The organism is Yoonia sp. (genome assembly GCF_046292185.1).
GTDB lineage: Bacteria > Pseudomonadota > Alphaproteobacteria > Rhodobacterales > Rhodobacteraceae > Yoonia.
In genome coordinates this window covers 1-20,460 of record NZ_JBKBQY010000063.1, presented here as the reverse complement: position 1 = coordinate 20,460, position 20,460 = coordinate 1, and the positions used below count along the sequence as shown (strand labels likewise).

Annotated in this window: 23 protein-coding genes; 13 read left to right on the top strand and 10 right to left on the bottom strand. The window is 58.7% G+C overall.

Features of this window, described 5'->3' with window-relative positions:
• Both ACK4TM_RS12035 and ACK4TM_RS12030 read right to left on the bottom strand, forming a co-directional pair.
• Window positions 1-843: MFS transporter (locus ACK4TM_RS12035; protein ID WP_409701664.1), on the bottom strand; the 843-nt coding region annotated here is incomplete at its 3' end.
• A gap of 160 nt (window positions 844-1,003) precedes the next feature.
• Entirely contained in the window at window positions 1,004-1,435 is a 432-nt protein-coding gene (locus ACK4TM_RS12030; protein WP_409701662.1) for a DUF1489 family protein, read from the bottom strand.
• A 194-nt stretch (window positions 1,436-1,629) separates the two neighbouring features.
• Here ACK4TM_RS12030 and ACK4TM_RS12025 point away from each other — a divergent pair, with 194 nt between their 5' ends.
• The 4 genes from ACK4TM_RS12025 to fnrL all read left to right on the top strand — a co-directional run bounded on the left by ACK4TM_RS12025 (window position 1,630) and on the right by fnrL (window position 5,815).
• On the top strand, window positions 1,630-3,924 hold the full coding sequence (locus tag ACK4TM_RS12025) for an adenosylcobalamin-dependent ribonucleoside-diphosphate reductase (protein WP_409701660.1): 2,295 nt from the start codon (window positions 1,630-1,632) through the stop codon (window positions 3,922-3,924).
• Between the two features lie 147 nt (window positions 3,925-4,071).
• Window positions 4,072-4,953, top strand: coding sequence for a lysophospholipid acyltransferase family protein (locus tag ACK4TM_RS12020; protein WP_409701658.1), 882 nt, complete (start codon window positions 4,072-4,074; stop codon window positions 4,951-4,953).
• The gene (locus tag ACK4TM_RS12015) at window positions 4,911-5,102 is read left to right on the top strand and encodes a hypothetical protein (protein WP_409701666.1); all 192 of its coding nucleotides are present in this window, start codon (window positions 4,911-4,913) and stop codon (window positions 5,100-5,102) included. The genes ACK4TM_RS12020 and ACK4TM_RS12015 overlap by 43 nt, the downstream gene beginning before the upstream one ends.
• Window positions 5,093-5,815 (top strand): transcriptional regulator FnrL, encoded by a 723-nt coding sequence (gene fnrL, locus ACK4TM_RS12010; protein WP_409701656.1) that lies wholly within the window; start codon window positions 5,093-5,095, stop codon window positions 5,813-5,815. The genes ACK4TM_RS12015 and fnrL overlap by 10 nt, the downstream gene beginning before the upstream one ends.
• A 64-nt stretch (window positions 5,816-5,879) precedes the next feature.
• Here fnrL and ACK4TM_RS12005 read toward each other — a convergent pair whose 3' ends face one another.
• Window positions 5,880-6,713: a universal stress protein gene (locus ACK4TM_RS12005; RefSeq protein ID WP_409701654.1), complete on the bottom strand. Its 834-nt coding sequence runs from the start codon at window positions 6,711-6,713 to the stop codon at window positions 5,880-5,882.
• 215 nt (window positions 6,714-6,928) lie between these two features.
• Here ACK4TM_RS12005 and ccoN point away from each other — a divergent pair, with 215 nt between their 5' ends.
• The 4 genes from ccoN to ccoP are packed head-to-tail and all read left to right on the top strand — an operon-like array spanning window position 6,929 to window position 10,439.
• Entirely contained in the window at window positions 6,929-8,524 is a 1,596-nt protein-coding gene (gene ccoN, locus ACK4TM_RS12000) for a cytochrome-c oxidase, cbb3-type subunit I (protein WP_409701652.1), read from the top strand.
• Window positions 8,525-8,536: 12 nt separating this feature from the next.
• On the top strand, window positions 8,537-9,364 hold the full coding sequence (ccoO, locus tag ACK4TM_RS11995) for a cytochrome-c oxidase, cbb3-type subunit II (RefSeq protein ID WP_409701650.1): 828 nt from the start codon (window positions 8,537-8,539) through the stop codon (window positions 9,362-9,364).
• An 11-nt stretch (window positions 9,365-9,375) separates the two neighbouring features.
• Window positions 9,376-9,570, top strand: a complete 195-nt coding sequence (locus tag ACK4TM_RS11990; protein ID WP_409701648.1) for a cbb3-type cytochrome c oxidase subunit 3 — start codon at window positions 9,376-9,378, stop codon at window positions 9,568-9,570.
• Complete coding sequence (gene ccoP, locus ACK4TM_RS11985; RefSeq protein WP_409701646.1) at window positions 9,567-10,439, top strand: cytochrome-c oxidase, cbb3-type subunit III; 873 nt, start codon at window positions 9,567-9,569, stop codon at window positions 10,437-10,439. Before ACK4TM_RS11990 ends, ccoP begins: the two co-directional genes overlap by 4 nt.
• 85 nt (window positions 10,440-10,524) lie before the next feature.
• Here ccoP and ACK4TM_RS11980 read toward each other — a convergent pair whose 3' ends face one another.
• Window positions 10,525-11,025 (bottom strand): Lrp/AsnC family transcriptional regulator, encoded by a 501-nt coding sequence (locus ACK4TM_RS11980; protein WP_409701644.1) that lies wholly within the window; start codon window positions 11,023-11,025, stop codon window positions 10,525-10,527.
• A gap of 154 nt (window positions 11,026-11,179) precedes the next feature.
• On the opposite strand from ACK4TM_RS11980, the gene trxB reads away from it, so the two are divergent.
• Both trxB and ACK4TM_RS11970 read left to right on the top strand, forming a co-directional pair.
• The gene (trxB, locus tag ACK4TM_RS11975; RefSeq protein WP_409701642.1) at window positions 11,180-12,148 is read left to right on the top strand and encodes a thioredoxin-disulfide reductase; all 969 of its coding nucleotides are present in this window, start codon (window positions 11,180-11,182) and stop codon (window positions 12,146-12,148) included.
• A 138-nt stretch (window positions 12,149-12,286) separates the two neighbouring features.
• Window positions 12,287-14,011, top strand: coding sequence for a bifunctional sulfate adenylyltransferase/adenylylsulfate kinase (locus ACK4TM_RS11970; protein ID WP_409701640.1), 1,725 nt, complete (start codon window positions 12,287-12,289; stop codon window positions 14,009-14,011).
• A 44-nt stretch (window positions 14,012-14,055) separates the two neighbouring features.
• On the opposite strand, the gene ACK4TM_RS11965 is transcribed toward ACK4TM_RS11970, so the two are convergent.
• Window positions 14,056-14,280: a DUF1150 family protein gene (locus tag ACK4TM_RS11965; RefSeq protein ID WP_409701638.1), complete on the bottom strand. Its 225-nt coding sequence runs from the start codon at window positions 14,278-14,280 to the stop codon at window positions 14,056-14,058.
• A 3-nt stretch (window positions 14,281-14,283) separates the two neighbouring features.
• Entirely contained in the window at window positions 14,284-14,697 is a 414-nt protein-coding gene (locus tag ACK4TM_RS11960) for an Hsp20 family protein (RefSeq protein ID WP_409701636.1), read from the bottom strand.
• Between the two features lie 161 nt (window positions 14,698-14,858).
• Here ACK4TM_RS11960 and ACK4TM_RS11955 point away from each other — a divergent pair, with 161 nt between their 5' ends.
• The 3 genes from ACK4TM_RS11955 to ACK4TM_RS11945 all read left to right on the top strand — a co-directional run bounded on the left by ACK4TM_RS11955 (window position 14,859) and on the right by ACK4TM_RS11945 (window position 16,695).
• Complete coding sequence (locus tag ACK4TM_RS11955; RefSeq protein ID WP_409701634.1) at window positions 14,859-15,077, top strand: YdcH family protein; 219 nt, start codon at window positions 14,859-14,861, stop codon at window positions 15,075-15,077.
• A 69-nt stretch (window positions 15,078-15,146) separates the two neighbouring features.
• A complete protein-coding gene (purE, locus tag ACK4TM_RS11950; protein ID WP_409701632.1) occupies window positions 15,147-15,635 on the top strand; it encodes a 5-(carboxyamino)imidazole ribonucleotide mutase in 489 nt (162 codons plus the stop codon).
• Window positions 15,628-16,695, top strand: coding sequence for a 5-(carboxyamino)imidazole ribonucleotide synthase (locus ACK4TM_RS11945; protein ID WP_409701630.1), 1,068 nt, complete (start codon window positions 15,628-15,630; stop codon window positions 16,693-16,695). The genes purE and ACK4TM_RS11945 overlap by 8 nt, the downstream gene beginning before the upstream one ends.
• 47 nt (window positions 16,696-16,742) lie before the next feature.
• Here the strand turns inward: ACK4TM_RS11945 and ACK4TM_RS11940 are convergent, their stop codons facing one another.
• From ACK4TM_RS11940 to ACK4TM_RS11925, 4 genes are all read right to left on the bottom strand, one after another.
• Window positions 16,743-17,468 (bottom strand): esterase/lipase family protein, encoded by a 726-nt coding sequence (locus ACK4TM_RS11940; RefSeq protein WP_409701628.1) that lies wholly within the window; start codon window positions 17,466-17,468, stop codon window positions 16,743-16,745.
• Window positions 17,469-17,521: 53 nt separating this feature from the next.
• Window positions 17,522-18,373 (bottom strand): DMT family transporter, encoded by an 852-nt coding sequence (locus tag ACK4TM_RS11935; protein ID WP_409701626.1) that lies wholly within the window; start codon window positions 18,371-18,373, stop codon window positions 17,522-17,524.
• Window positions 18,374-18,471: 98 nt separating this feature from the next.
• The gene (locus ACK4TM_RS11930) at window positions 18,472-19,875 is read right to left on the bottom strand and encodes a Hint domain-containing protein (protein ID WP_409701624.1); all 1,404 of its coding nucleotides are present in this window, start codon (window positions 19,873-19,875) and stop codon (window positions 18,472-18,474) included.
• A gap of 266 nt (window positions 19,876-20,141) precedes the next feature.
• On the bottom strand, window positions 20,142-20,460 hold a 319-nt coding region (locus ACK4TM_RS11925), incomplete at its 5' end, for a TCP-1/cpn60 chaperonin family protein (protein ID WP_409701622.1).

Sequence of the window (20,460 nt, the reverse complement as noted above, 5' to 3'; positions counted from 1 at the left end):
CCTGATCGACCGCTTCTGCATCCAGCGCAGCATCAGGGGGGTGACGAACAGCGCCGCATTCGACATCGATAGCACGATCCCGCCGACCCGGTCGCCCAGCCCGTTCTCAAGCGCGTAGATCGGCAGATAGACGATATACACCCACCAGCCGCCCGAGCGGATCACCGCGAAAAGCCAACCGGCGACCAGCCGTGGCTGCGCCGCAAAGCGCGGCAGAAACGCCAGTGGATTGGCAGGGGGCCGCTTGCTTTTGGTGATGAGTTTTCCGTTGCCGAGCCGCATCCATAAAAACAGGCTCAGCATGATTGTCGCTGCGACGGCCGCGACAAAAAACGGCGCTGGCGGCCACCAGCTGTACAATGTCACACCCAGTGCTGGGCCAATCGTCCAGCCAGCCGCGCTGTAGAACATGCGCGAGGTTTCGCATCGGCCAAGTTGGATCTTGGCGATGTAATCCATGACATAGGCGTTGAAACAGACAAATGTGATCACGGTCGATAAAGTGTTCATCCCAAGTCCCAGAACCACCGCCGCAGGAGACCCGCTGGAGGCGAGTAATGATCCGGCCACAAAAAGCACCGCACCAATCACATACACCCAGCGGCGGGGCATGAAGCGGGTGACAAAGGGCACCATCAGCCCGGTGAGCAAGGACACCAGCCCGATGATGAAATAAGCCTCCGAAATGACCTTGGCATCCTGCAAGGCGTTATACATCGCGAGCGGAAAGACAGATATCAGAATGCCGCGCGCGACAGCCTCTGTTCCCGCAAGAGTCGCAAAGCCGCGCACAGAAGGCGCCGGGGCGTGGCGCAGCCATTCGGGAATTCTTCGTTCATGCATCTGGGGGCTTTCGGCGACTGCCTACAGCCTAGGCCTGTTTCAGCGCGTCAGATTGCCACAATGCGACGCAAAATTGTATCTGCGCGGCGGCTGTAGTGTGTCATGGATATTCTGCGCATCTCGCAGGGGAGCATGCCACCAATTGGAACCCCGGTATTCTTCAACGTACCCCGATCGCCGCCAGTGCCTTGGACAATGCCGGCGGCAACGGCTCTTCGTCCTGCCGGCCTTCTGGCAGGTCTTCGGGGGCGTCGGCAACGGGCAGATAGCGCCAGCCCTGGAAGGCGCGTTTCGGCGTGGCGGCGACACGGATCAGGCCGGGCTGGCAGACAATGGCGCAGCGCCGGATGTCATCGCCACCGATATACTCATCCAGCCGCAGAATTGGCTGGCGGCACAGGATCACACCCTTGATTACCCAAAAGATCGACCCGTCGTTAAGGATTTCTTCGCTCCGCTTGGGCCACATCCGGGTGATATGACGCGGCAAGCCGTCATCCGTCTGCGCGCGCTTGGTGGCCTGCCAATTGGCGAGGTCAGCCATGTTTTCGGTGCCAACCGAAAGCTTGAGCAAGTGAACAGTGCTGGTCATCGATCCCCCCCGGGATAAAGTCGAAATAAGGCCGCAGCCGGCCAAGACAAGGGCCGATCCAAATATATGAACAAACAGGGATAATGCCGGTTGAAACCACTACATCTTGCGGTCTAGAAGACCGTTCCAGAATCCCGTCAACTCGCCTAACATGACGCACAGACGCCGTGTCCGCCAGCATGAAAGCAACAGCCATGTCCCATTTCACCACCCCCATCGCCGAACAGATCTGGGATATGAAATACCGTTTCAAGGACGCAGACGGCACCGCCATCGACGAAACCGTCGAAGATACCTGGCGGCGGATCGCTAAATCCCTGGCTGTGGTCGAGGCTGATCCGCAGGCATGGGAAGGCAAATTCTACGACGCGCTGGCCGATTTCAAATATCTGCCCGCGGGACGGATCACCGCGGGAGCGGGCACTGCGCGCTCCGTGACTTTGTTCAACTGCTTCGTCATGGGCACCGTCCCCGACAGCATGGGCGGCATTTTCGACATGTTGAAAGAGGCCGCGTTGACCATGCAGCAGGGCGGCGGCATCGGCTATGATTTCAGCACGATCCGGCCCAAGGGCGCGTCGGTGCTGGGCGTGGCGGCGGACGCATCAGGGCCGCTGTCGTTCATGGATGTCTGGGATGCGATGTGCCGCACAATCATGTCTGCCGGGTCACGCCGTGGCGCAATGATGGCCACGATGCGCTGCGACCACCCCGATATCGAGGCGTTCATCACCGCCAAATCCGACCCCGCGCGCCTGCGGATGTTCAACATGTCGGTGCTGATCACCGATCCGTTCATGGCGGCGGTTAAATCGGACGGCGATTGGGATCTGGTCTTTGGCGGGCAGGTCTATCGCACGGTCAAGGCACGCGATCTGTGGGATACGATCATGCAATCGACCTATGATTACGCCGAACCGGGCGTGATTTTCATCGACCGCATCAACCAGATGAACAACCTGAACTATTGCGAAACCATCGCGGCGACCAACCCTTGCGGGGAACAGCCCTTGCCGCCTTATGGGGCTTGCCTGCTGGGGTCGATCAATATGGCACGGCTGGTCAGTGATCCGTTCTCTGACGCTGCCAAGCTCGATGCCGTCGCCCTGGCTGATCTGGTTGCCACCGCGGTGCGGATGATGGACAACGTGGTCGATGCCTCGCGCTTTCCGCTGCCTGCCCAACAGGTCGAGGCGCAGAACAAACGCCGCATCGGGCTGGGTGTCACGGGGCTGGCGGATGCTTTGTTGATGGTCGGCCTGCGCTATGGCTCGGAAGAGGCGGCAGCGCAGACCGACGCATGGATGCATGCCATCGCCCGCGCCGCCTATCTGGCCTCGGTAGAACTGGCCAAGGAAAAAGGTGCCTTTCCGCTGTTCGACGCCGACAAATTCCTCGCCAGCGGGGCAATGCAGCAGATGGATGACGATGTGCGCGACGCGATCCGCGAACATGGTATCCGCAACGCGCTGCTCACATCCATCGCGCCCACCGGGACCATCAGTCTTTATGCAGGCAATGTGTCGTCCGGGATCGAGCCGGTCTTTGCCTATGCTTATACCCGCAAGGTTCTGCAAAAAGACGGCTCACGCACAGAAGAAGAGGTCGTGGATTATGCCGTCCAGATGTGGCGCGACCTCAAAGGCGACGTGCCCTTGCCGGATTACTTCGTCAACGCCCAGACACTGGCTCCGCTGGATCACGTCCGCATGCAGGCTGCGGCGCAGAAATGGATCGACAGCAGCATTTCGAAAACCATCAACTGCCCTGAAGACATCAGCTTTGACGCTTTCAAAGAGGTCTATATGGCTGCATGGGACCAAGGCTGCAAAGGCTGCACGACCTACCGTCCCAACGACGTGACTGGATCGGTGCTGTCGGTCTCAGAAGAAAAACCTGCGCTTGTTGTGCCTGAAAACACGCAATCCCAGGATGATGTCACCGCCCCCAGCGGTGAAGTGGTCTATATGTCCGAACCGCTCGACCGGCCCCAGGAACTGGAAGGCGCGACCTACAAGCTCAAATGGCCCGACAGCAACCATGCGATCTATATCACGATCAACGATCTGATCGTCGCAGGTCACCGCCGCCCGTTCGAGATCTTCATCAATTCCAAGAATATGGAACATTTCGCCTGGACCGTGGCGCTGACGCGGATGATCTCTGCGGTGTTCCGGCGCGGTGGTGACGTGACATTCGTGGTCGAGGAACTTAAAGCCGTGTTTGATCCACGCGGTGGGGCCTGGATGCAGGGCAAATATGTGCCTTCCATCCTGGCGGCGATTGGCGGGGTCATCGAACAGCACATGGTCTCGATTGGCTTTCTGGCGGGCGAAGGTCTTGGGCTGAAAACCGACCCGACCGCCGACGTGGTCAGCCTGGGTGCAGGCAAACGCGGCAAGGCTTGCCCGTCCTGCGGCGCCTATGATCTGCGCATGGTCGAAGGCTGCATGACCTGCGGGTCCTGCGGCCATTCCAAATGTGGCTGACCCAGGTCTGATGACGAGTCAGCCAAGGTACCTTTATCGGTTGATGTGGCGATAATGGCGCATGCCACCTTTCGGGCATGGGCCATTTGCCGCAAGGTCAGAGTTTTGCCCTTGGCAATGTCCTAAAGACTGTTCAATACCGCCCCTATGTTGCATCGTTCAATCCGCTCTGCCTGGAACCATTTCCGCTATATCCCGCTATTGTCCGTTCTGACCGTGTCGCGCCGACGCCGGTTTGAAAAGCGGTCGCGTGCCCTGGGCTCCGCCGTGGGGTTTGTGATGCGGTGGTTTCCGCCCGCCCTGTGGCGGTTCGAACGTGAAGTTCTTCGGGTATTCCCCAACATGCCCCGCCGCCAGCGCGCAGAATTGGCACGGTCAATGGGTCGCGCCATGGGGCGGACCTTGTTCGAGATTTACCATTGTGCCGAATTTCAGGCCCGGGCGGACAGATTTCACCCCGCTGGTCCGGGGCTTGCCGCTTTGGAGGCCGCGCGAGACTCAGGCAAGGGGGCTATCGTCGTCTCCGGCCATTTCGGGCAGTGGGAGGCCGTGCGCGCGGTGTTGAAAGCGCGCGGTATGGAAACCGGCGCGATCTACCGCCGCCAGCCCAACCCGCATTACCAGCGCCGCCTGCGCGCAGGGATCGAGGCGGGTGGGATGCCTATCCTTGAAACCGGCAGATCCGGTACGAAATCCCTGATCCGCCATTTGCGTCAGGGTGGGTTCATGGCGATTCTGCTGGATGAAAAGCACCCCGAGGGCGAGATGCTGCCGTTTCTCGGCCATCCCGCGCTGACCTCGACTGCGGCGGCTGAACTGGCGCTGAAATATGATCTGCCGATGGTGCCTGCCTACGGGTTGCGGCGGGCCGATGGCGACAGTTTCGATGTCATCTTCGAAGAGCCGATCCCCCATACCGACGCACTGACGATGACGCAGGCCTTCAACGACAGCCTGTCCGCGCGCATTCTAGCAGATCCGGCGCAATGGTACTGGATGCTGCGTCGCTGGAATATGCCACGCGCCTGAACATGGTCGGCAGCCCGGTCGCGCTGCCGCAGTCGTGGACTATCGGCTTGCTGATCTTGCTGTGTCCGGATTGGTCATGGATTAACCAAGGGCTTTGCGTCATGATCGTGCCAGCCAGACCGACCGGGGACGTGAAACAATGCCGCTGAATACCCCGAACATCAAATCATGTTCGGATTGCCCGATCCGCTACAACGCGGTGTGTTCGAAATGTGAACCTGACGAAATCAATCTGCTGGAAGAGGTCAAGTTCTACCGCTCCTACGCAGCAGGTCAGAGCGTTTTTTACGCCGGCGATCCGCTTGAATTCGTCGGTTCCATCGTTTCCGGCGTCGCCAGCCTGACCCGCACGCTGCCAGACGGGCGCGTGCAGATGGTCGGGCTGTTGCTGCCGGCTGATTTCATGGGCCGGCCCAATCGTGAAACAATCGAGACGGATATCATCGCCGAAACCGATCTGATGTTGTGCTGTTTCCGGCGTAAACCCTTTGAAAAACTGATTGAACAGACCCCGCATGTTGGCCAGCGCCTGTTGGAAATGACGCTGGATGAACTTGACGCCGCACGCGAATGGATGCTGGTTTTGGGCCGCAAGACGGCGCGGGAAAAGATTGCCTCATTGCTTTACATGATCGCGACGCGGATGGTGAAGCTCAAGCCCGGCGCGGTCCAGCAGGTGGCATTCACCCTGCCGATCACGCGCGAGACGATGGCGAATTATCTGGGCCTGACGATCGAGACGGTCAGCCGCCAGATGTCAGCGCTGAAAAAGGATGGGGTCATCAGCTTTGACGAACGCCGCGACATCAGGGTGCCGGATCTTGAGGACCTTAAGGCAGAAACGGGTGAGGACGTGTTTTAGGCTTTTGCTAATTTGACGCGTCCCGATCACTGCACATCGCAACTGCGACCGATCGCGCGCGGCTTTACCGCGACATCAGGATCGGTCTGTCTGCCCGTTCCAGCAGGTTGCGTGTCGCTCCGCCGAAGACCGCTTCGCGCAGGCGGGAATGGCCGTATGCGCCGCTGACGATCAGTTCTGCCCCGACTTCGCGCGCGCGCCGCAGCAGGATATCCCCCACCTGCGGTTCTGTCCGCGCCAGCACGGCCACCTCTGATCTGGTCCCGTGGCGCATCAGATATTGCGCCATCGCGCCGCCCGGATCGGACCGGTCGGCGGCGTGGCTGGGCGGGTCAATGATACAGATATCGGTCACATCCGACTGCTGCAGCAAGGGCAGGGCGGCGCGGGCAGCGGCAAGCGCTTCTGCCCCGTCATTCCAGCCCATCAGGATGTGGCCCCCAGCGTCCGGTGCCCTGCATCCTTTGGGAATCATCAGCACTGGGCGTTCGGCGGCGAAAAGGCAGGCCTCGACCAAGGAAGCGGCGTCGGGATCGTCCTGATAGGGGCGCGGCAGCACAACAAGATCGGAAAACCGCAGCTTGCGCGCCAAATAGGCGGTCAGGGCAGGACCTTGTACGGTCGCCGACTGCATCCCCCAGCGCAGGATCTCGCCCTGCATCCTGTCATTTATCCAAAGATTCAGCCTTTCGCGTTCCGCCATCGCATCGCGGGTCTGGCGTTCGATGGTCAGCGCCTGTGTGCCCATGAAGTGACTATGCGTCTCACTATGGCAGATCGTGACGACGAATATTTCCAGATGGGCGTCCATGCGTTGCGCCAAAGCGATCGCCGCATCCAGCCCTTCTTTCGTTCCCGCGCTTTCCGTCAAGACGGTCGAAATGATCTTATACACCATCAATCAGGCCTCTCCCCACCACGTGCTTTGTCAGGGGGCGATTGTTCGCGCAAACCGCACCGTTCCCGCAATATGGCGCGCGCCGCGTTCGGGTGTGTTGATCCATGTCAATCCTCACGTTGATCCACATCAAGGACGGTCCCGCCCCGGACCCGCATAAGCCGATCATGCGCAAAGGTCGCACTGGGATAGTGCGGTGTTAGAAGGAGAATTCCGTGGGGAATTATTTCAAATTGGCAGCATTGGGGGCGGTGGCCCTTTTTGCAGCAATGGGGGCAAATTGGGGGCGCGATACCGCCTATATTGTCCATGCCATCATTATCTTGGGCGTCTCCGGTTTTATGTTCGTGCGTGTCATGCGCCAGATGGAAGAACCGGCGATGGCTGCGCCTACGGGCTATATGGATGATGTTGTCCGGGCCGGGGTCATCGCGACCACCTTTTGGGGTGTCGTCGGATTTCTGGTCGGCGTGTTCATTGCCTTTCAACTGGCCTTTCCGCAGCTTAATTTTGAACTGCTGCAACCCTATGGAAATTTTGGACGTCTGCGCCCGCTGCATACTTCAGCGGTGATCTTTGCTTTTGGCGGCAACGCGCTGATCATGTCGTCCTTCTACATCGTGCAACGCACTTGTGGCGCAAGGCTGTGGGGCGGCAACCTCGCCTGGTTCGTGTTCTGGGGCTATAACCTGTTCATCGTGCTGGCCGCGACCGGCTATCTGCTGGGCGCTACGCAGTCCAAGGAATATGCAGAGCCCGAATGGTATGTCGATATCTGGCTGACCATTGTCTGGGTTGCTTTCCTGGCGGTTTTTCTGGGCACCTTGTTCAAGCGGCAGGAACGGCACATCTATGTTGCCAACTGGTTCCTGCTGGCCTTCATCGTCACCGTGGCGATGCTGCATATCGTCAACAACCTGTCCATCCCGGTCAGCATCTGGGGCAGCAAATCCGTGCAGATATTTTCGGGTGTGCAGGATGCCATGGTGCAGTGGTGGTATGGCCATAACGCGGTGGGCTTTTTCCTGACCGCCGGTTTCTTGGGGATGATGTATTACTTTGTCCCCAAGCAGGCGGGGCGTCCGATCTTCAGCTACAAGCTGTCCATTATCCACTTCTGGGCGCTGATCTTTCTGTATATCTGGGCGGGTCCACACCACCTGCATTACACCGCTCTACCTGACTGGGCGTCGACCCTTGGCATGGTGTTTTCAATCATCCTGTGGATGCCCAGCTGGGGCGGGATGATCAACGGTCTGATGACCCTGCAAGGTGCCTGGGACAAGCTGCGCACCGATCCGATCATCCGTATGATGGTGATTTCGCTGGCCTTCTACGGCATGTCCACATTTGAAGGGCCGATGATGTCGATCCGCGCGGTAAATTCGCTGTCGCATTACACCGACTGGACCATCGGGCACGTGCATTCCGGCGCGCTTGGCTGGAACGGCATGATCACCTTTGCGGCGCTTTATTTCCTGACACCGAAACTTTGGGGGCGCGCACAGATGTATTCCATGTCCGCGATCAACTGGCACTTCTGGTTGGCCACGATCGGCATCATCCTCTACGCCGCGTCCATGTGGGTCACCGGCATCATGGAAGGCCTGATGTGGCGCGAAGTCGATGCCAACGGGTTCCTCGTGAACAGCTTTGCCGACACCGTGTCCGCCAAGTTCCCGATGTATGTGGTGCGCGGTCTGGGCGGGGTTCTCTACCTGGCAGGCGGGATCATCATGGCTTGGAACATCTTCATGACGATCCGGGGCGGCGTAAAAGTCACCGCCCCGGTCGGCGTGCCAGCAGAATAAGGAGGCCGCAGAATGGCCAAGAATCCAAAAATCATGGACGCTGAAAAAGACCCCAATGTCAGCACGATGTCAGATTTCCCGCAGGAAATTCCCAACGAACTGCCGCATCAGACCGGGTTTCTGAACCGTCACCATATCCTCGAACGCTCGCCCACGTTGCTGCTCGTCACCTCGCTTGTCGTGGTGGCGATCGGCGGGCTGGTGGAAATCGTGCCACTGTTCTATCTGGAAAACACCATCGAAAAGGTCGAAGGCGTGCGCCCCTATGCGCCGCTGGAACTGGCTGGGCGTGACGTCTACATCCGCGAAGGCTGTTATGTCTGCCACAGCCAGATGATCCGTCCGATGCGCGATGAGGTGGAACGCTACGGGCATTATTCGCTGGCGGCGGAGTCGATGTATGACCATCCGTTCCAATGGGGGTCGAAACGGATTGGCCCGGATCTGGCGCGTGTGGGCGGCAAATATTCTGACGCCTGGCATCTGGATCACATGATCGACCCGCAATCCGTCGTGCCAGAATCGATCATGCCGGGCTATGCATACCTGCTGGATAGCTACGTCAACGCCAGCCATACCGCTGATCTGGTGCGGACACACAGCATTGTCGGCGTGCCCTATACGGAAGAGATGATCTCTGTCGCCGCTGCCGATGTTCTTGCACAGGCGGACCCTGACACCGACAGCTATAACGCGTTGCTGGAACGTTATCCGGGCGCGCAGATCCGCAACTTTGACGGCCGTCCGGGTGTGTCGGAAATGGATGCGCTGATCGCCTATCTGCAAATGCTGGGCACGACGGTCGATTTTTCGACCTTCACGCCTGATGCGAGCCGGTAAAGGGGAAGCATATGGATTTTCATGCAATCTGGGAACAGATCCGCGACAATTGGTTGCTGATCTGGATGGGTACGTTCTTTGTCGCCGTGATCATCTGGGCCTATCGCCCCGGCAGCCGCGCGATTGATGCCGATATCGCCAATATCCCCTTCCGCCACGAGGACAAGCCGGTTGACCCCAGCCAGCCAAAGGAGCCGCAGCCATGAGCAGCAAGGACAAAAAAGACGTCGATGACGTCACCGGTATCGACACAACCGGCCATAGCTGGGACGGAATCAAGGAACTGAACAACCCCTTGCCGCGCTGGTGGCTGTGGACATTCTATCTCACGATTATTTGGGGGCTGGGCTATACCGTCGCCTATCCCGCTTGGCCGCTGATCAATTCTGCCACCTCTGGCCTTTTGGGCTATTCGACAAGGGGTGAAGTTGCGCAGGACATCGCCCGCTTTCAAGACGCCAACGCCGATATCATGGCCGAGCTGGCAGTAGCCGACCTTGAGACTTTGGATCAGAATCCTGAATTGATGCGCTTTGCCACATCCGCAGGTGGCGCGGTGTTCCGCAATAATTGTTCGCAATGCCACGGATCGGGGGCTGCGGGCGCTGTGGGCTATCCCAATCTGTTGGACGATGACTGGCTGTGGGGTGGGGATTTTGAAAATATCTCCTATACCGTGCGCCACGGCATCCGGAACGAAGAAGACTGGGACGCGCGCTATTCCGAAATGACGGCATTCGATGACATCCTGTCAAACGGAGAAATTCATGCGGTGGTGAACCATGTGCTGGCCATTTCCGGGCAAGATCATGACGCCGCGCAGGCGGCCATCGGATCAGAGCTGTTTCTAGACAATTGCGCCGCCTGCCATGGCGACGCAGGCACCGGCAACCGCGATCTGGGTGCCCCCAATCTGGCCAATAATCTGTGGCTTTATGGCGGTGATCCCGCGACGCTGGAACAGACTATCCGCTATGCGCGGTTCGGCGTGATGCCCCCGTGGGGAACGCGTCTGACCGAGGCAGAGATCCGCGCCGTCACGGCCTACGTCCACCAGCTTGGCGGGGGCGAATAGGATCACTGCGGGCGCGCCATCTGTTCGCGCAACGGTGCCCTGCAAGTGAGGGAAAGGCGTCCGGGCAACCGGGCGCCTTTCTTGTTCAGGCGTTCTGGGCGAGCCGCGCTTCTAGCACGTCAAACGGCACGCCGGGTTCGACCTTGGCATCGCGGATCACCAGCGATGTCTTGACCGATGCCACATTATCCGCACTGGTCAGTTCCTCGGTCAGGAACCGCTGAAAGGTGCGCAGATCTGGTGCCACGCATTTGAGAATGAAATCCACCTCGCCATTGAGCATGTGACATTCACGGACCAGCGGCCAACCGATGCAGCGTTGCTCGAACGCGGTCAGGTCGGCCTCGGCCTGGCTGACCAGCCCGACCATGGCGAAGACCTGCACCTCGAACCCCAGTTCGCGGGCGTTGACATCCGCATGATAGCCCAGGATAAATCCTTGTTCCTCCAATGTGCGCACGCGGCGCAGGCAGGGTGGGGCAGAAATGCCGACCCGGCTGGCAAGCTCGACATTGGTCATCCGACCATCCGCTTGCAGTTCTGCCAGAATCATCCGATCAATTTCATCAAGTTTTGGGCCTGCCATAACGTTCCTCGGTATAAATTTTTTCGATTACTACCCATTCAGCGCCCGTAGCGCAATAATGTTTCAGGCTTCAGTAACAAAAGAACACAGCCTATGACCTTCCCACTCGCATAAGGGGACGCTATATCAAACGCGAAACCAAATGAGGTCTGCCATGTCCGTCACCCGCCATACCCGCGTTCTAATCATCGGCTCTGGCCCTGCAGGATACACGGCCGGGGTCTACGCCGCCCGCGCGATGCTGCAACCTTTGCTGGTGCAGGGCATGGAGCCCGGCGGGCAGCTGACCACAACGACCGAAGTTGAAAACTGGCCCGGCGATACAGAGGTGCAAGGCCCCGATCTGATGATCCGGATGGAGGCGCATGCCCGCGCCATGGGCTGCGAAATCGTGCAGGACATCATCACATCGCTCGACCTGCAAAACCGCCCCTTCACCGCCCAATCCGATAGCGGCACGATCTACACCGCTGATGCGGTGATCCTGTCCACCGGCGCGCGCGCGAAATGGCTCGGCCTGCCGACCGAAGACAAGTTCAAAGGGTTCGGCGTCAGCGCCTGTGCCACCTGCGACGGGTTCTTTTATCGCGGTCAGGAAATCGTCGTCGTCGGCGGCGGTAACACCGCCGTGGAAGAGGCGCTGTTTCTGACCAATTTCGCCTCCAAGGTGACGCTGATTCACCGCCGCGACGAATTGCGCGCGGAAAAGATCCTGCAACAACGGTTGGAACAGAACCCCAAGATCGAAACCCTGTGGTTTCACGAGGTAGAGGAAGTATTTGGCACGGACAGCCCGCTTGGCGTCGAAGGGCTTCGCGTACGCGACGTGCGTAGCGGTGAAGTGACCGAAATTTCAGCTAAAGGCGTGTTCATCGCCATCGGCCATGCGCCTGCCTCGGAACTGGTCAAGGACCAGCTTGAAACCCACAACGGCGGCTATGTCGTTGTAGAACCCGGCACCACACGCACCGCGATCCCCGGTGTTTTTGCGGCTGGCGATCTGACCGACCATGTCTATCGGCAAGCCGTGACCAGCGCCGGGATGGGCTGCATGGCCGCATTGGATGCGGAACGCTATCTGGCGGCCCTGCACGATCAGCAAGATATGCAGGCCGCGGAGTAGGATAACCTTCGCGGTCTTCATCTCTGATTGGATCATCGTTCTGCAAATGACAGGCACACCACAGTGCTGTTCTTTTTCGCGCCCCGCGCTGGACAAGAATACAACGTGGGGGCTATGGCGTCGGGCAACGTAACAGTGATGATTGTGAATACGATGCCGCAGGATCTGGCCCCCATCCCCGAACTCTATGTCTCTTACGAGAGCGCGCAGAAACTGAAAGCCGAAGCCGGCGAACTGGTCAGCCATGACCTGTCGCTGCGCCAGATCTGCGATCTGGAACTGTTGATGAATGGTGGGTTCAATCCGCTGAAAGGTTTCCTTTCCGAAGCGGATTATAACGGTGTTGTCGATAACATGCGGCTTGCCGACGGTGCGCTTTGGCCGATGCCGATCACGCTGGATGTGACCGACACATTTGCCGACAAGGTCACCATTGGTCAAGACATCGCGCTTCGCGACCAAGAGGGTGTGATCCTCGCCACGATGACGGTCACCGACAAATGGGTGCCGAACAAAGCGCATGAGGCCGAAAAGGTTTACGGTGCCAATGACAGCGCGCATCCGGCGGTGAATTACCTGCACAACACGGCAGGCAACGTCTATCTGGGCGGGCCGATCACCGGCATCCAGCAACCTGTACATTATGATTTCCGTGGTCGTCGCGATACGCCCAACGAACTGCGCGCATTGTTCCGCAAACTGGGCTGGCGCAAGGTTGTGGCTTTCCAGACCCGCAATCCGCTGCACCGCGCCCATCAGGAACTGACCTTTCGTGCCGCGCGCGAAGCCCAGGCCAACCTGCTGATCCATCCCGTCGTCGGCATGACCAAGCCCGGCGATATCGACCACTTTACCCGTGTTCGCTGCTACGAGGCGGTGCTGGATCAATACCCATCCGCCACCACCACGATGAGCCTGCTGAACCTCGCCATGCGCATGGCTGGCCCGCGCGAGGCGGTCTGGCACGGGCTGATCCGCAAAAACCACGGCTGCACCCATTTCATCGTAGGGCGCGACCATGCTGGCCCTGGCAAAAACTCTGCCGGGCAGGATTTCTATGGCCCCTATGACGCACAAGACCTGTTCCGCCAGCATCAGGACGAAATGGGCATTGAAATGGTCGATTTCAAACAGATGGTCTATGTACAGGACCGCGCCCAATATGAACCCGCCGATGAAATTGCGGATAAGGACAAGGTGACGATCCTTGATATTTCCGGCACCGAACTGCGCCGTCGTCTGGCGGAAGGGCTGGACATCCCTGAATGGTTTTCGTTCCCGCAAGTCGTGGAAGAACTGCGCAAAAGCCGCCCTGCGCGGGCCAAGCAGGGTTTTACCGTCTTTTTCACCGGCTTTTCCGGGTCCGGCAAATCCACCATCGCCAATGCGCTGGTGGTCAAGCTGATGGAAATGGGCGGGCGGCCTGTGACGTTGCTTGACGGCGACATCGTGCGCAAGAACCTGTCATCCGAACTGGGGTTCAGCAAGGAACACCGCGACCTGAACATCCGCCGCATCGGATATGTTGCGTCAGAGATCACCAAGAATGGCGGCATCGCGATCTGTGCGCCGATCGCGCCTTATGCGACGACACGGCGTGCGGTGCGCGAAGATGTCGAACAATTTGGGGCCTTTGTCGAAATCCATGTGTCGACTTCGATAGAGGAATGCGAGCGGCGGGACCGCAAGGGCCTGTATAAGCTGGCACGCGCGGGAAAGATCGCCGAATTCACGGGTATTTCAGACCCTTATGACGTGCCGACGCATCCAGAGCTAAGCCTCGATACCGAAAACATGACCGTGGATACCTGCGCGCATCAGGTGATCCTGAAGCTGGAAAGCATGGGTCTGATTAAGGGCTAAGCCCCTTTCGTAGCCTGCATCATGATGCAGGCTACCTGCAGCCTTTAATGTACTGTCACCGGGTGCATGTGGTTTTCGCGTGCAAGGTGAAACGCCATATTCCGGTCCGCGACAAGCGCAAGCTGTTCGCCCTTCGTGTTATGCACGGCAAATACCTCGCGTAGATCGCCGATTTCAGCGCGGACTTCCGCAGGCAGATCAGCAGTCAGTACGGGTTTGACATAGACAATGTCCTGACCCAGCGCTTTGAGATCATATTTCATATTCATGGCTTAGCCTTTCTTGATCTTGATGGTCTGGACAACACGGTCAGGTACTGACCGGGACAGATCCACATGCAGCAATCCGTTTTCAATCAGAGCACCACCCACATCCACGCCGTCGGCAAGAACGAAGGACCGCTGGAACTGGCGCGCGGCAATCCCGCGATGTAGATAGATCCGACCCTCGCTGTCGTCTTGCTGACGGCCGCGGATGACCAGGGCATTATCCTCGACCGTGATCGCCAGGTCACCCTCGGCAAAGCCGGCGACGGCAAGTGTGATGCGGTAGGATGTGGCAGAGGTCTGTTCGATATTATATGGGGGATAACCGTCATTTCCGCTTTTCGCGGTGCGTTCGACCAGCCGTTCCAGCTGTTCAAAACCCAAAAGGAACGGATGGGTCCCCAAAGCCATTTTTGTCATAAGACATGCCCTTCTTGCAAGCGACTGTCAGTTGGCCCCGATTGCGGCGACCTTGATCAAAATATGGGTGTCAAACCTTCCATGATCAAGAGGAAGTGTTAGGATATCCGCCCGCAATTGTTTAACACGGGGGTGATCACGGTCCGGGATATTGCTGCGAGATGACTTCTTTTGAGAAAATGGATGAAATTGACGTACTGCGCGTCAAGCTGGCTATGCTCAAAAGCCAGCACCGCGATCTTGATGCCGCGATCGCGGCCCTGCATGACCGCGCCGCGAGCGACATGCTGACGCTGCAAAGACTGAAAAAGCAGAAACTGGCTCTGAAGGATCAGATCGTGCAGCTCGAAGATCGCATTCACCCTGATATTATTGCCTGATCGCCCGTTGCGGCGGTGCATCGCTTGGCTATAGTGCCGCTTCAATATTTCTAACGGGGACCGCAAGTTATGACGCAACCTTTGGTCGGGATCATCATGGGCAGCCAGTCCGATTGGACGACAATGCGCGAGGCGGCGGATATGCTCGACCAGCTCGGCGTCGGCTATGAGACGCGGATCGTCTCGGCGCACCGGACGCCGGACCGGTTGTGGGATTACGGTAAAACCGCCGCGTCACGTGGCTTGCAGGTGATCATCGCGGGCGCTGGCGGGGCGGCGCATCTGCCAGGCATGATGGCGTCCAAGACACGCGTGCCGGTGATCGGCGTGCCGGTGCAGACCAAGGCGCTGAGCGGTGTCGACAGCCTTTACTCCATCGTTCAGATGCCGCGGGGTTTTCCAGTGGCGACCATGGCCATCGGCGGGGCAGGGGCGGCCAATGCCGGGCTCATGGCCGCAGGCATTCTGGCCTTGCAGGATGATGCGCTGGCGGAACGGCTGGATGCCTGGCGCGCGGCTTTATCCGCCTCTATCCCGGAAGAACCTGTCGATGATTAAAACTTTGCCTGTTGGTGCGACCATCGGAATTCTGGGTGGCGGGCAACTGGGCCGTATGCTGGCGGTGGCTGCATCCCGGCTGGGGCTGAGGGTACATATCTTTGAACCCGGCGCAAACCCGCCCGCCGGGGATGTGTCGCATCGGGTGACAACCGCCAGCTATGACGATCACGCCGCGCTGACAGCCTTTGGCCGGTCGGTCGATGTGATCACCTATGAATTTGAAAACATCCCCACCTCGGCGCTGGACCTGCTGGAAACGCTGGCCCCGATCCATCCGGGACGGCAGGCCTTGGCGACTTCTCAGGACCGGCTCACCGAAAAGACGTTCCTGCAAGGTCTGGGATTGCAAACCGCGCCTTTCGCCGATGTGCCGGATGCCATAGCGCTCGGGGCTGCCATGGACAGCATCGGCGCGCCGGCGATCCTGAAAACACGGCGGATGGGCTATGACGGCAAAGGCCAGGCGCGTATCATGGTCGCCGCCGACGCCACGGCTGCCTTTGCGGATATGCAAGGCGCGCCAGCGATACTGGAAGGTTTCGTGAACTTCAGCCACGAGATTTCCATCATAGGTGCGCGGGGGCAGGACGGATCGGTCGCTTGCTATGATCCGGGCGAAAATGTGCATCAGAGCGGCATCCTGCGCACAACCAAGGTGCCCGCCAATCTGACGGCATCGCAGCGCACCGATGCCGTGCTGATCGCGGCGCGTGTTCTGAATGCGCTGGATTATGTTGGCGTCATGGGCGTGGAATTGTTCGTGACCTCCACCGGTTTGATCGTCAATGAATTCGCGCCGCGCGTGCATAATTCGGGACATTGGACCCAGAATGGCTGTCACATCTGCCAGTTCGAGCAGCACATCAGGGCGATCGCGGGCTGGCCCTTGGGCGATGGATCGCGCCACGCCGACGTGACGATGGAAAACCTGATCGGCGATGACATGAACAAGCTTGTTGAATATGCCAAAACAGATGCTGCGATCCACCTTTACGGCAAATCGGATATCAAGCCAGGCCGCAAGATGGGGCACGTCAATCGTATCGTCAGAACCTGAATATCCTTGCCCAAGGCGATGAGGGCCGGGTCGCCCGGCCCGCCCCGTTATTCAGTGCCCAGAAACAGATCGATCAATGTCTGGTCATGATCAAACTGGCCAGCGCGCAGGAAATTCAGCACCTGCGCCATCACCAGCGGATTGTTCATCATGAACGTATGCGTGACCGGGAGCACGATATGATCGGCCATCCCGTCCAGTCGGGTCGAATCCACTGATACCTTGCCATCGTCCGGCCCTTCGATCAGCGTGGAATAAACCGGATTCAGCGTCCGGTTGCCCGCGATTACGCCCACCTCGAACGGCAGATAGTCCAGTGTATTAGGAAAGCTGTCTTCGTCAGTGCCAAGCTGCAGGCCCGCGGGGCCGTTGACCCACTGAAACGGCTCGAACTCTCCGAAGATATCGACCAGTTCCGAACCACGGTTGGGCGGCCCAAGCATTACCACGCGGCCCATATCCGTGGGGCGATTATTGGTCAGCCAGGCCCGCACCAGTATACCACCCATCGAATGGGTGACAAAATTGACCCGCCTGTCGCCGCATTCCGCCACATCCTGTGCCAGAAAATCATTTACCAGACTTTCGATCGGGTCCTCGGTCGACGGATAACCACGGTTGACGACATGATACCCTTCACCCTCCAGAACCAGTTCCATCGGGGTCATAGAAATCTCGGTGCGCGCCAGACCATGCAACAGGACAACACATTCATCGGCCAGCGCAGGGCCGGCAGCGAGCGCTATCGCGCAGGTAGAAAGAATCAGTTTCATGCGCTTATAAATAGGGATGCCGTTCCGATACGAAAGCCCGGTTGAAACAAAACCTAGTGACGCGCGTATAAAGAAATGCCGATGCCGCCGATGACCAGCATAGCCGCCAGCATCAGACGCATTGTCAGCGGTTCGCTCAGGATCAAGGCACCGGCGATCACAGTCAGAACCGGTACGCTTAATTGCGCCACACCCGCCAAAGTCGCGGGCAGATGCGGCAGGATCCGATACCAGAGCGCATAGCCCAGGCCGGATGTGGCAGCGCCCGCCAAGAGGGCTGTGGCGAGGCCCGGCAGGCTGGGGGTGCCAGAATCGGAAAGCGGCAAGACGATCAGCACAAGAGGCAGGCAGAGCAGGAAATTGGTGGCCGTCGCGGCCAGCGCATCTGGCTCGCCACGTCCCAGTAACGTGTAAATTGCCCAGGATATTCCGGCGATCGTCATGGCAATCGCACCGCCGACTGGCACCGGCTGGGCACCTGGCCACACCAACACGCACAATCCGACAAAGGCCACCACCGCCCCGAGCCAGCGCATCGGCGGGATCGTCTGCCCCTTCAGCACGGCCCAGCCAAAGATGACGACCTGCAACACTCCGAACAGGATGAGCGCGCCAAGCCCCGCGTCAAGGGTCAGATAAGCCAATGAAAATCCGATCATATAGCCGCTCAGCGCGAGAGCACCTGCCACGCGGTGCCCCGACCAGACATGCGGCCTGAACCTACCGCGCAACGCCACCAGAAGCCATAAAGTCAGCGCCCCCGCTGCCACGCGGGTTGCCGCAAAATCCATTGGATCCATACCATAGCGGCCGACGCCTATCCGGTTGAGGATGGAGTTGGCGGCAAAGGCGCACATGGTCAGGGCCAGCAAAGCGGATAATTTCAGCAAAAGCTCGCCCCTCACACGGCTGATCGGATCTTGCGACCGGATATCAGCAAGGGGAAGGGCAACTTTTCCGACACGGAGCTTTGCCCGACAGTTTCATAGTCACATCTGCGCCGTCAGCCCGCCGTGCGTTCTGCGTCAGATTCGGACATGAGCATGGGCTCGAACAATGGCTTGCCGTTCTTCAAATGGCGTTGCACCAGCTTTTCTGCTGCCTTGCGCTTCAGGCTGCCGCGGGCCGGTTCGGGGCTTTCAAGCCTTTGGTTCATCTGCGGGAAAAGCTGGAATATTTTCGTGACGGCAGACCACGGCAGGCTTTCGCACATCTGCGGCGCAATCAGAAGGGATTCTGCCCAAGCACCATTCGCCCGCACGATTTCATGAGCATCGCATAGGAAATGGTGATAGGTCACATCTCCGTTCAGAGGGGCTGCACTGACACCTGGCAGGTCCAACAGATGCTTGGCTGCGACGAACACTTCATCGCTGCCTGACATACGGCTTACGATTGGCGATGAGACAAGAATACGGTGCTGCCCGGACACAAGAAGGTCTTGATGCGGCATGCCGGGCGCGATTGCATCTTGCTGAATATTGATGGGGACCAAGGAAGGGATACGCGCTAATTTGTCCGCATCCACTGTGCAGGATCCGGTCCATCGTACCGGTTGCAACCCATGGTCGCGTGTCGCAACGAGGTCGCCGGCTTGCAGGCTTTCAATGGGTTTTGGCCCGGTCGCGGTATCAATCAATGTTCCTGTCGCAAAACACACGACCCGGGCATTCAGCGAAATATCGTCGACCCAGGCTTCACCGCGATTGCCGCCGGTACGCCCGGCAAAGGAAAAACCCCAGTCGCTCTGGTCGGCAGCCAAAAGCCCCGGTTTTCCGGTTGCGTCGGCAGGGATTTGTCCGGTCAACGTCGTTCCCGCGAAACTGACGCTGACCTGTCCGTCTTCGTCGACAGATACCCGCAACTCGGAGGGTGGCGCGCTTTCTATATTGGTTTTTGTTACAGACCCGATGACGGTGCCGTTCCACGCAATCTGCATCGTGTTGGTGATCGGGATCAAGCGGACCGCAAGCCCCTGCGAAACGCCTTGTTCCAACGCGCCAGAGCGTGGCGTGGTGCTGCCGTTGCCCGGCGGCGGCAGCGAGGATGTCTTGCCAAAGTTGAATGATAAGCCGTCGACCTGCCCGTTGCCGCTCGTGCCCTGATTGGCAACGCCAATAAAATCGACATTTGCTGTCATAGTGAAACTGGTGGCAGACGCATTGGTCGGCTGGCCACCTGTGCTGTTAAAGCGTTCATCCGCGAATTCTGCATAGCCGCCGACCTGAGCGCCGTCATACAAAATAAGTTCTCTGTCCGAATCGAGATCCCGGGCACTGTCGCGAATTTGGATATCATTTCCTGTGCGGTCAACGCCCGCTCCTGGCCGCGCATGCACGGTAAGTGAGCCAGAAATATTTTCGTTTCCATCAAAGTTGTTAACGTAGGTCAGGGTCTTGTCGGGCATAACGACACCTCTACTCACTATCAGAAAACATACCCTTGGGTTCGCCTGCTACACGCTAAGCTTACCCATATTTTCTGGCTACTAATTACAAAAACACGATGACAGCAAAACTCTACTAAATTGTTAAAACCATTTTTGAGAGCATTTTGCAAGTTTTTCGTCCCGCGAGTGGCGGCTGCTTTCCAAACATTCAACAAAAAAGGGCGGTCCGCGATGGGACCGCCCCTGATAGCTTGGCGAACCTGACAGGCAGGTCCGGGCGTGATTTACATCATGCCGCCCATACCGCCCATGCCACCCATGTCGCCCATGCCGCCGCCATTGCCGCCGTCTTTCGACGGCTTGTCCGCGATCATGGCTTCGGTGGTGATCAGCAGGCCAGCGACAGAAGCCGCGTCTTGCAGGGCTGTGCGCACAACCTTGGCCGGGTCAATGACGCCGAACTTGAACATGTCGCCATATTCTTCGGTCTGCGCGTTGAAGCCAAAGTTCTTGTCAGTGCTTTCGCGGATCTTGCCGGCAACAACCGAACCGTCCACGCCCGAGTTTTCTGCGATCTGACGCAGTGGTGCTTCGATTGCCTTG

Coding starts and splice junctions, on each gene's coding strand:
- ACK4TM_RS12030 (WP_409701662.1), bottom strand. CDS start 1,435: ATGACCAGCACTGTTCACTTGCTCAAGCTTTCGGTTGGCACCGAAAAC.
- ACK4TM_RS12025 (WP_409701660.1), top strand. CDS start 1,630: ATGTCCCATTTCACCACCCCCATCGCCGAACAGATCTGGGATATGAAA.
- ACK4TM_RS12020 (WP_409701658.1), top strand. CDS start 4,072: ATGTTGCATCGTTCAATCCGCTCTGCCTGGAACCATTTCCGCTATATC.
- ACK4TM_RS12015 (WP_409701666.1), top strand. CDS start 4,911: ATGGTACTGGATGCTGCGTCGCTGGAATATGCCACGCGCCTGAACATG.
- fnrL (WP_409701656.1), top strand. CDS start 5,093: ATGCCGCTGAATACCCCGAACATCAAATCATGTTCGGATTGCCCGATC.
- ACK4TM_RS12005 (WP_409701654.1), bottom strand. CDS start 6,713: ATGGTGTATAAGATCATTTCGACCGTCTTGACGGAAAGCGCGGGAACG.
- ccoO (WP_409701650.1), top strand. CDS start 8,537: ATGGCCAAGAATCCAAAAATCATGGACGCTGAAAAAGACCCCAATGTC.
- ACK4TM_RS11990 (WP_409701648.1), top strand. CDS start 9,376: ATGGATTTTCATGCAATCTGGGAACAGATCCGCGACAATTGGTTGCTG.
- ccoP (WP_409701646.1), top strand. CDS start 9,567: ATGAGCAGCAAGGACAAAAAAGACGTCGATGACGTCACCGGTATCGAC.
- ACK4TM_RS11980 (WP_409701644.1), bottom strand. CDS start 11,025: ATGGCAGGCCCAAAACTTGATGAAATTGATCGGATGATTCTGGCAGAA.
- trxB (WP_409701642.1), top strand. CDS start 11,180: ATGTCCGTCACCCGCCATACCCGCGTTCTAATCATCGGCTCTGGCCCT.
- ACK4TM_RS11970 (WP_409701640.1), top strand. CDS start 12,287: ATGATTGTGAATACGATGCCGCAGGATCTGGCCCCCATCCCCGAACTC.
- ACK4TM_RS11965 (WP_409701638.1), bottom strand. CDS start 14,280: ATGAATATGAAATATGATCTCAAAGCGCTGGGTCAGGACATTGTCTAT.
- ACK4TM_RS11960 (WP_409701636.1), bottom strand. CDS start 14,697: ATGACAAAAATGGCTTTGGGGACCCATCCGTTCCTTTTGGGTTTTGAA.
- ACK4TM_RS11955 (WP_409701634.1), top strand. CDS start 14,859: ATGACTTCTTTTGAGAAAATGGATGAAATTGACGTACTGCGCGTCAAG.
- purE (WP_409701632.1), top strand. CDS start 15,147: ATGACGCAACCTTTGGTCGGGATCATCATGGGCAGCCAGTCCGATTGG.
- ACK4TM_RS11945 (WP_409701630.1), top strand. CDS start 15,628: ATGATTAAAACTTTGCCTGTTGGTGCGACCATCGGAATTCTGGGTGGC.
- ACK4TM_RS11940 (WP_409701628.1), bottom strand. CDS start 17,468: ATGAAACTGATTCTTTCTACCTGCGCGATAGCGCTCGCTGCCGGCCCT.
- ACK4TM_RS11930 (WP_409701624.1), bottom strand. CDS start 19,875: ATGCCCGACAAGACCCTGACCTACGTTAACAACTTTGATGGAAACGAA.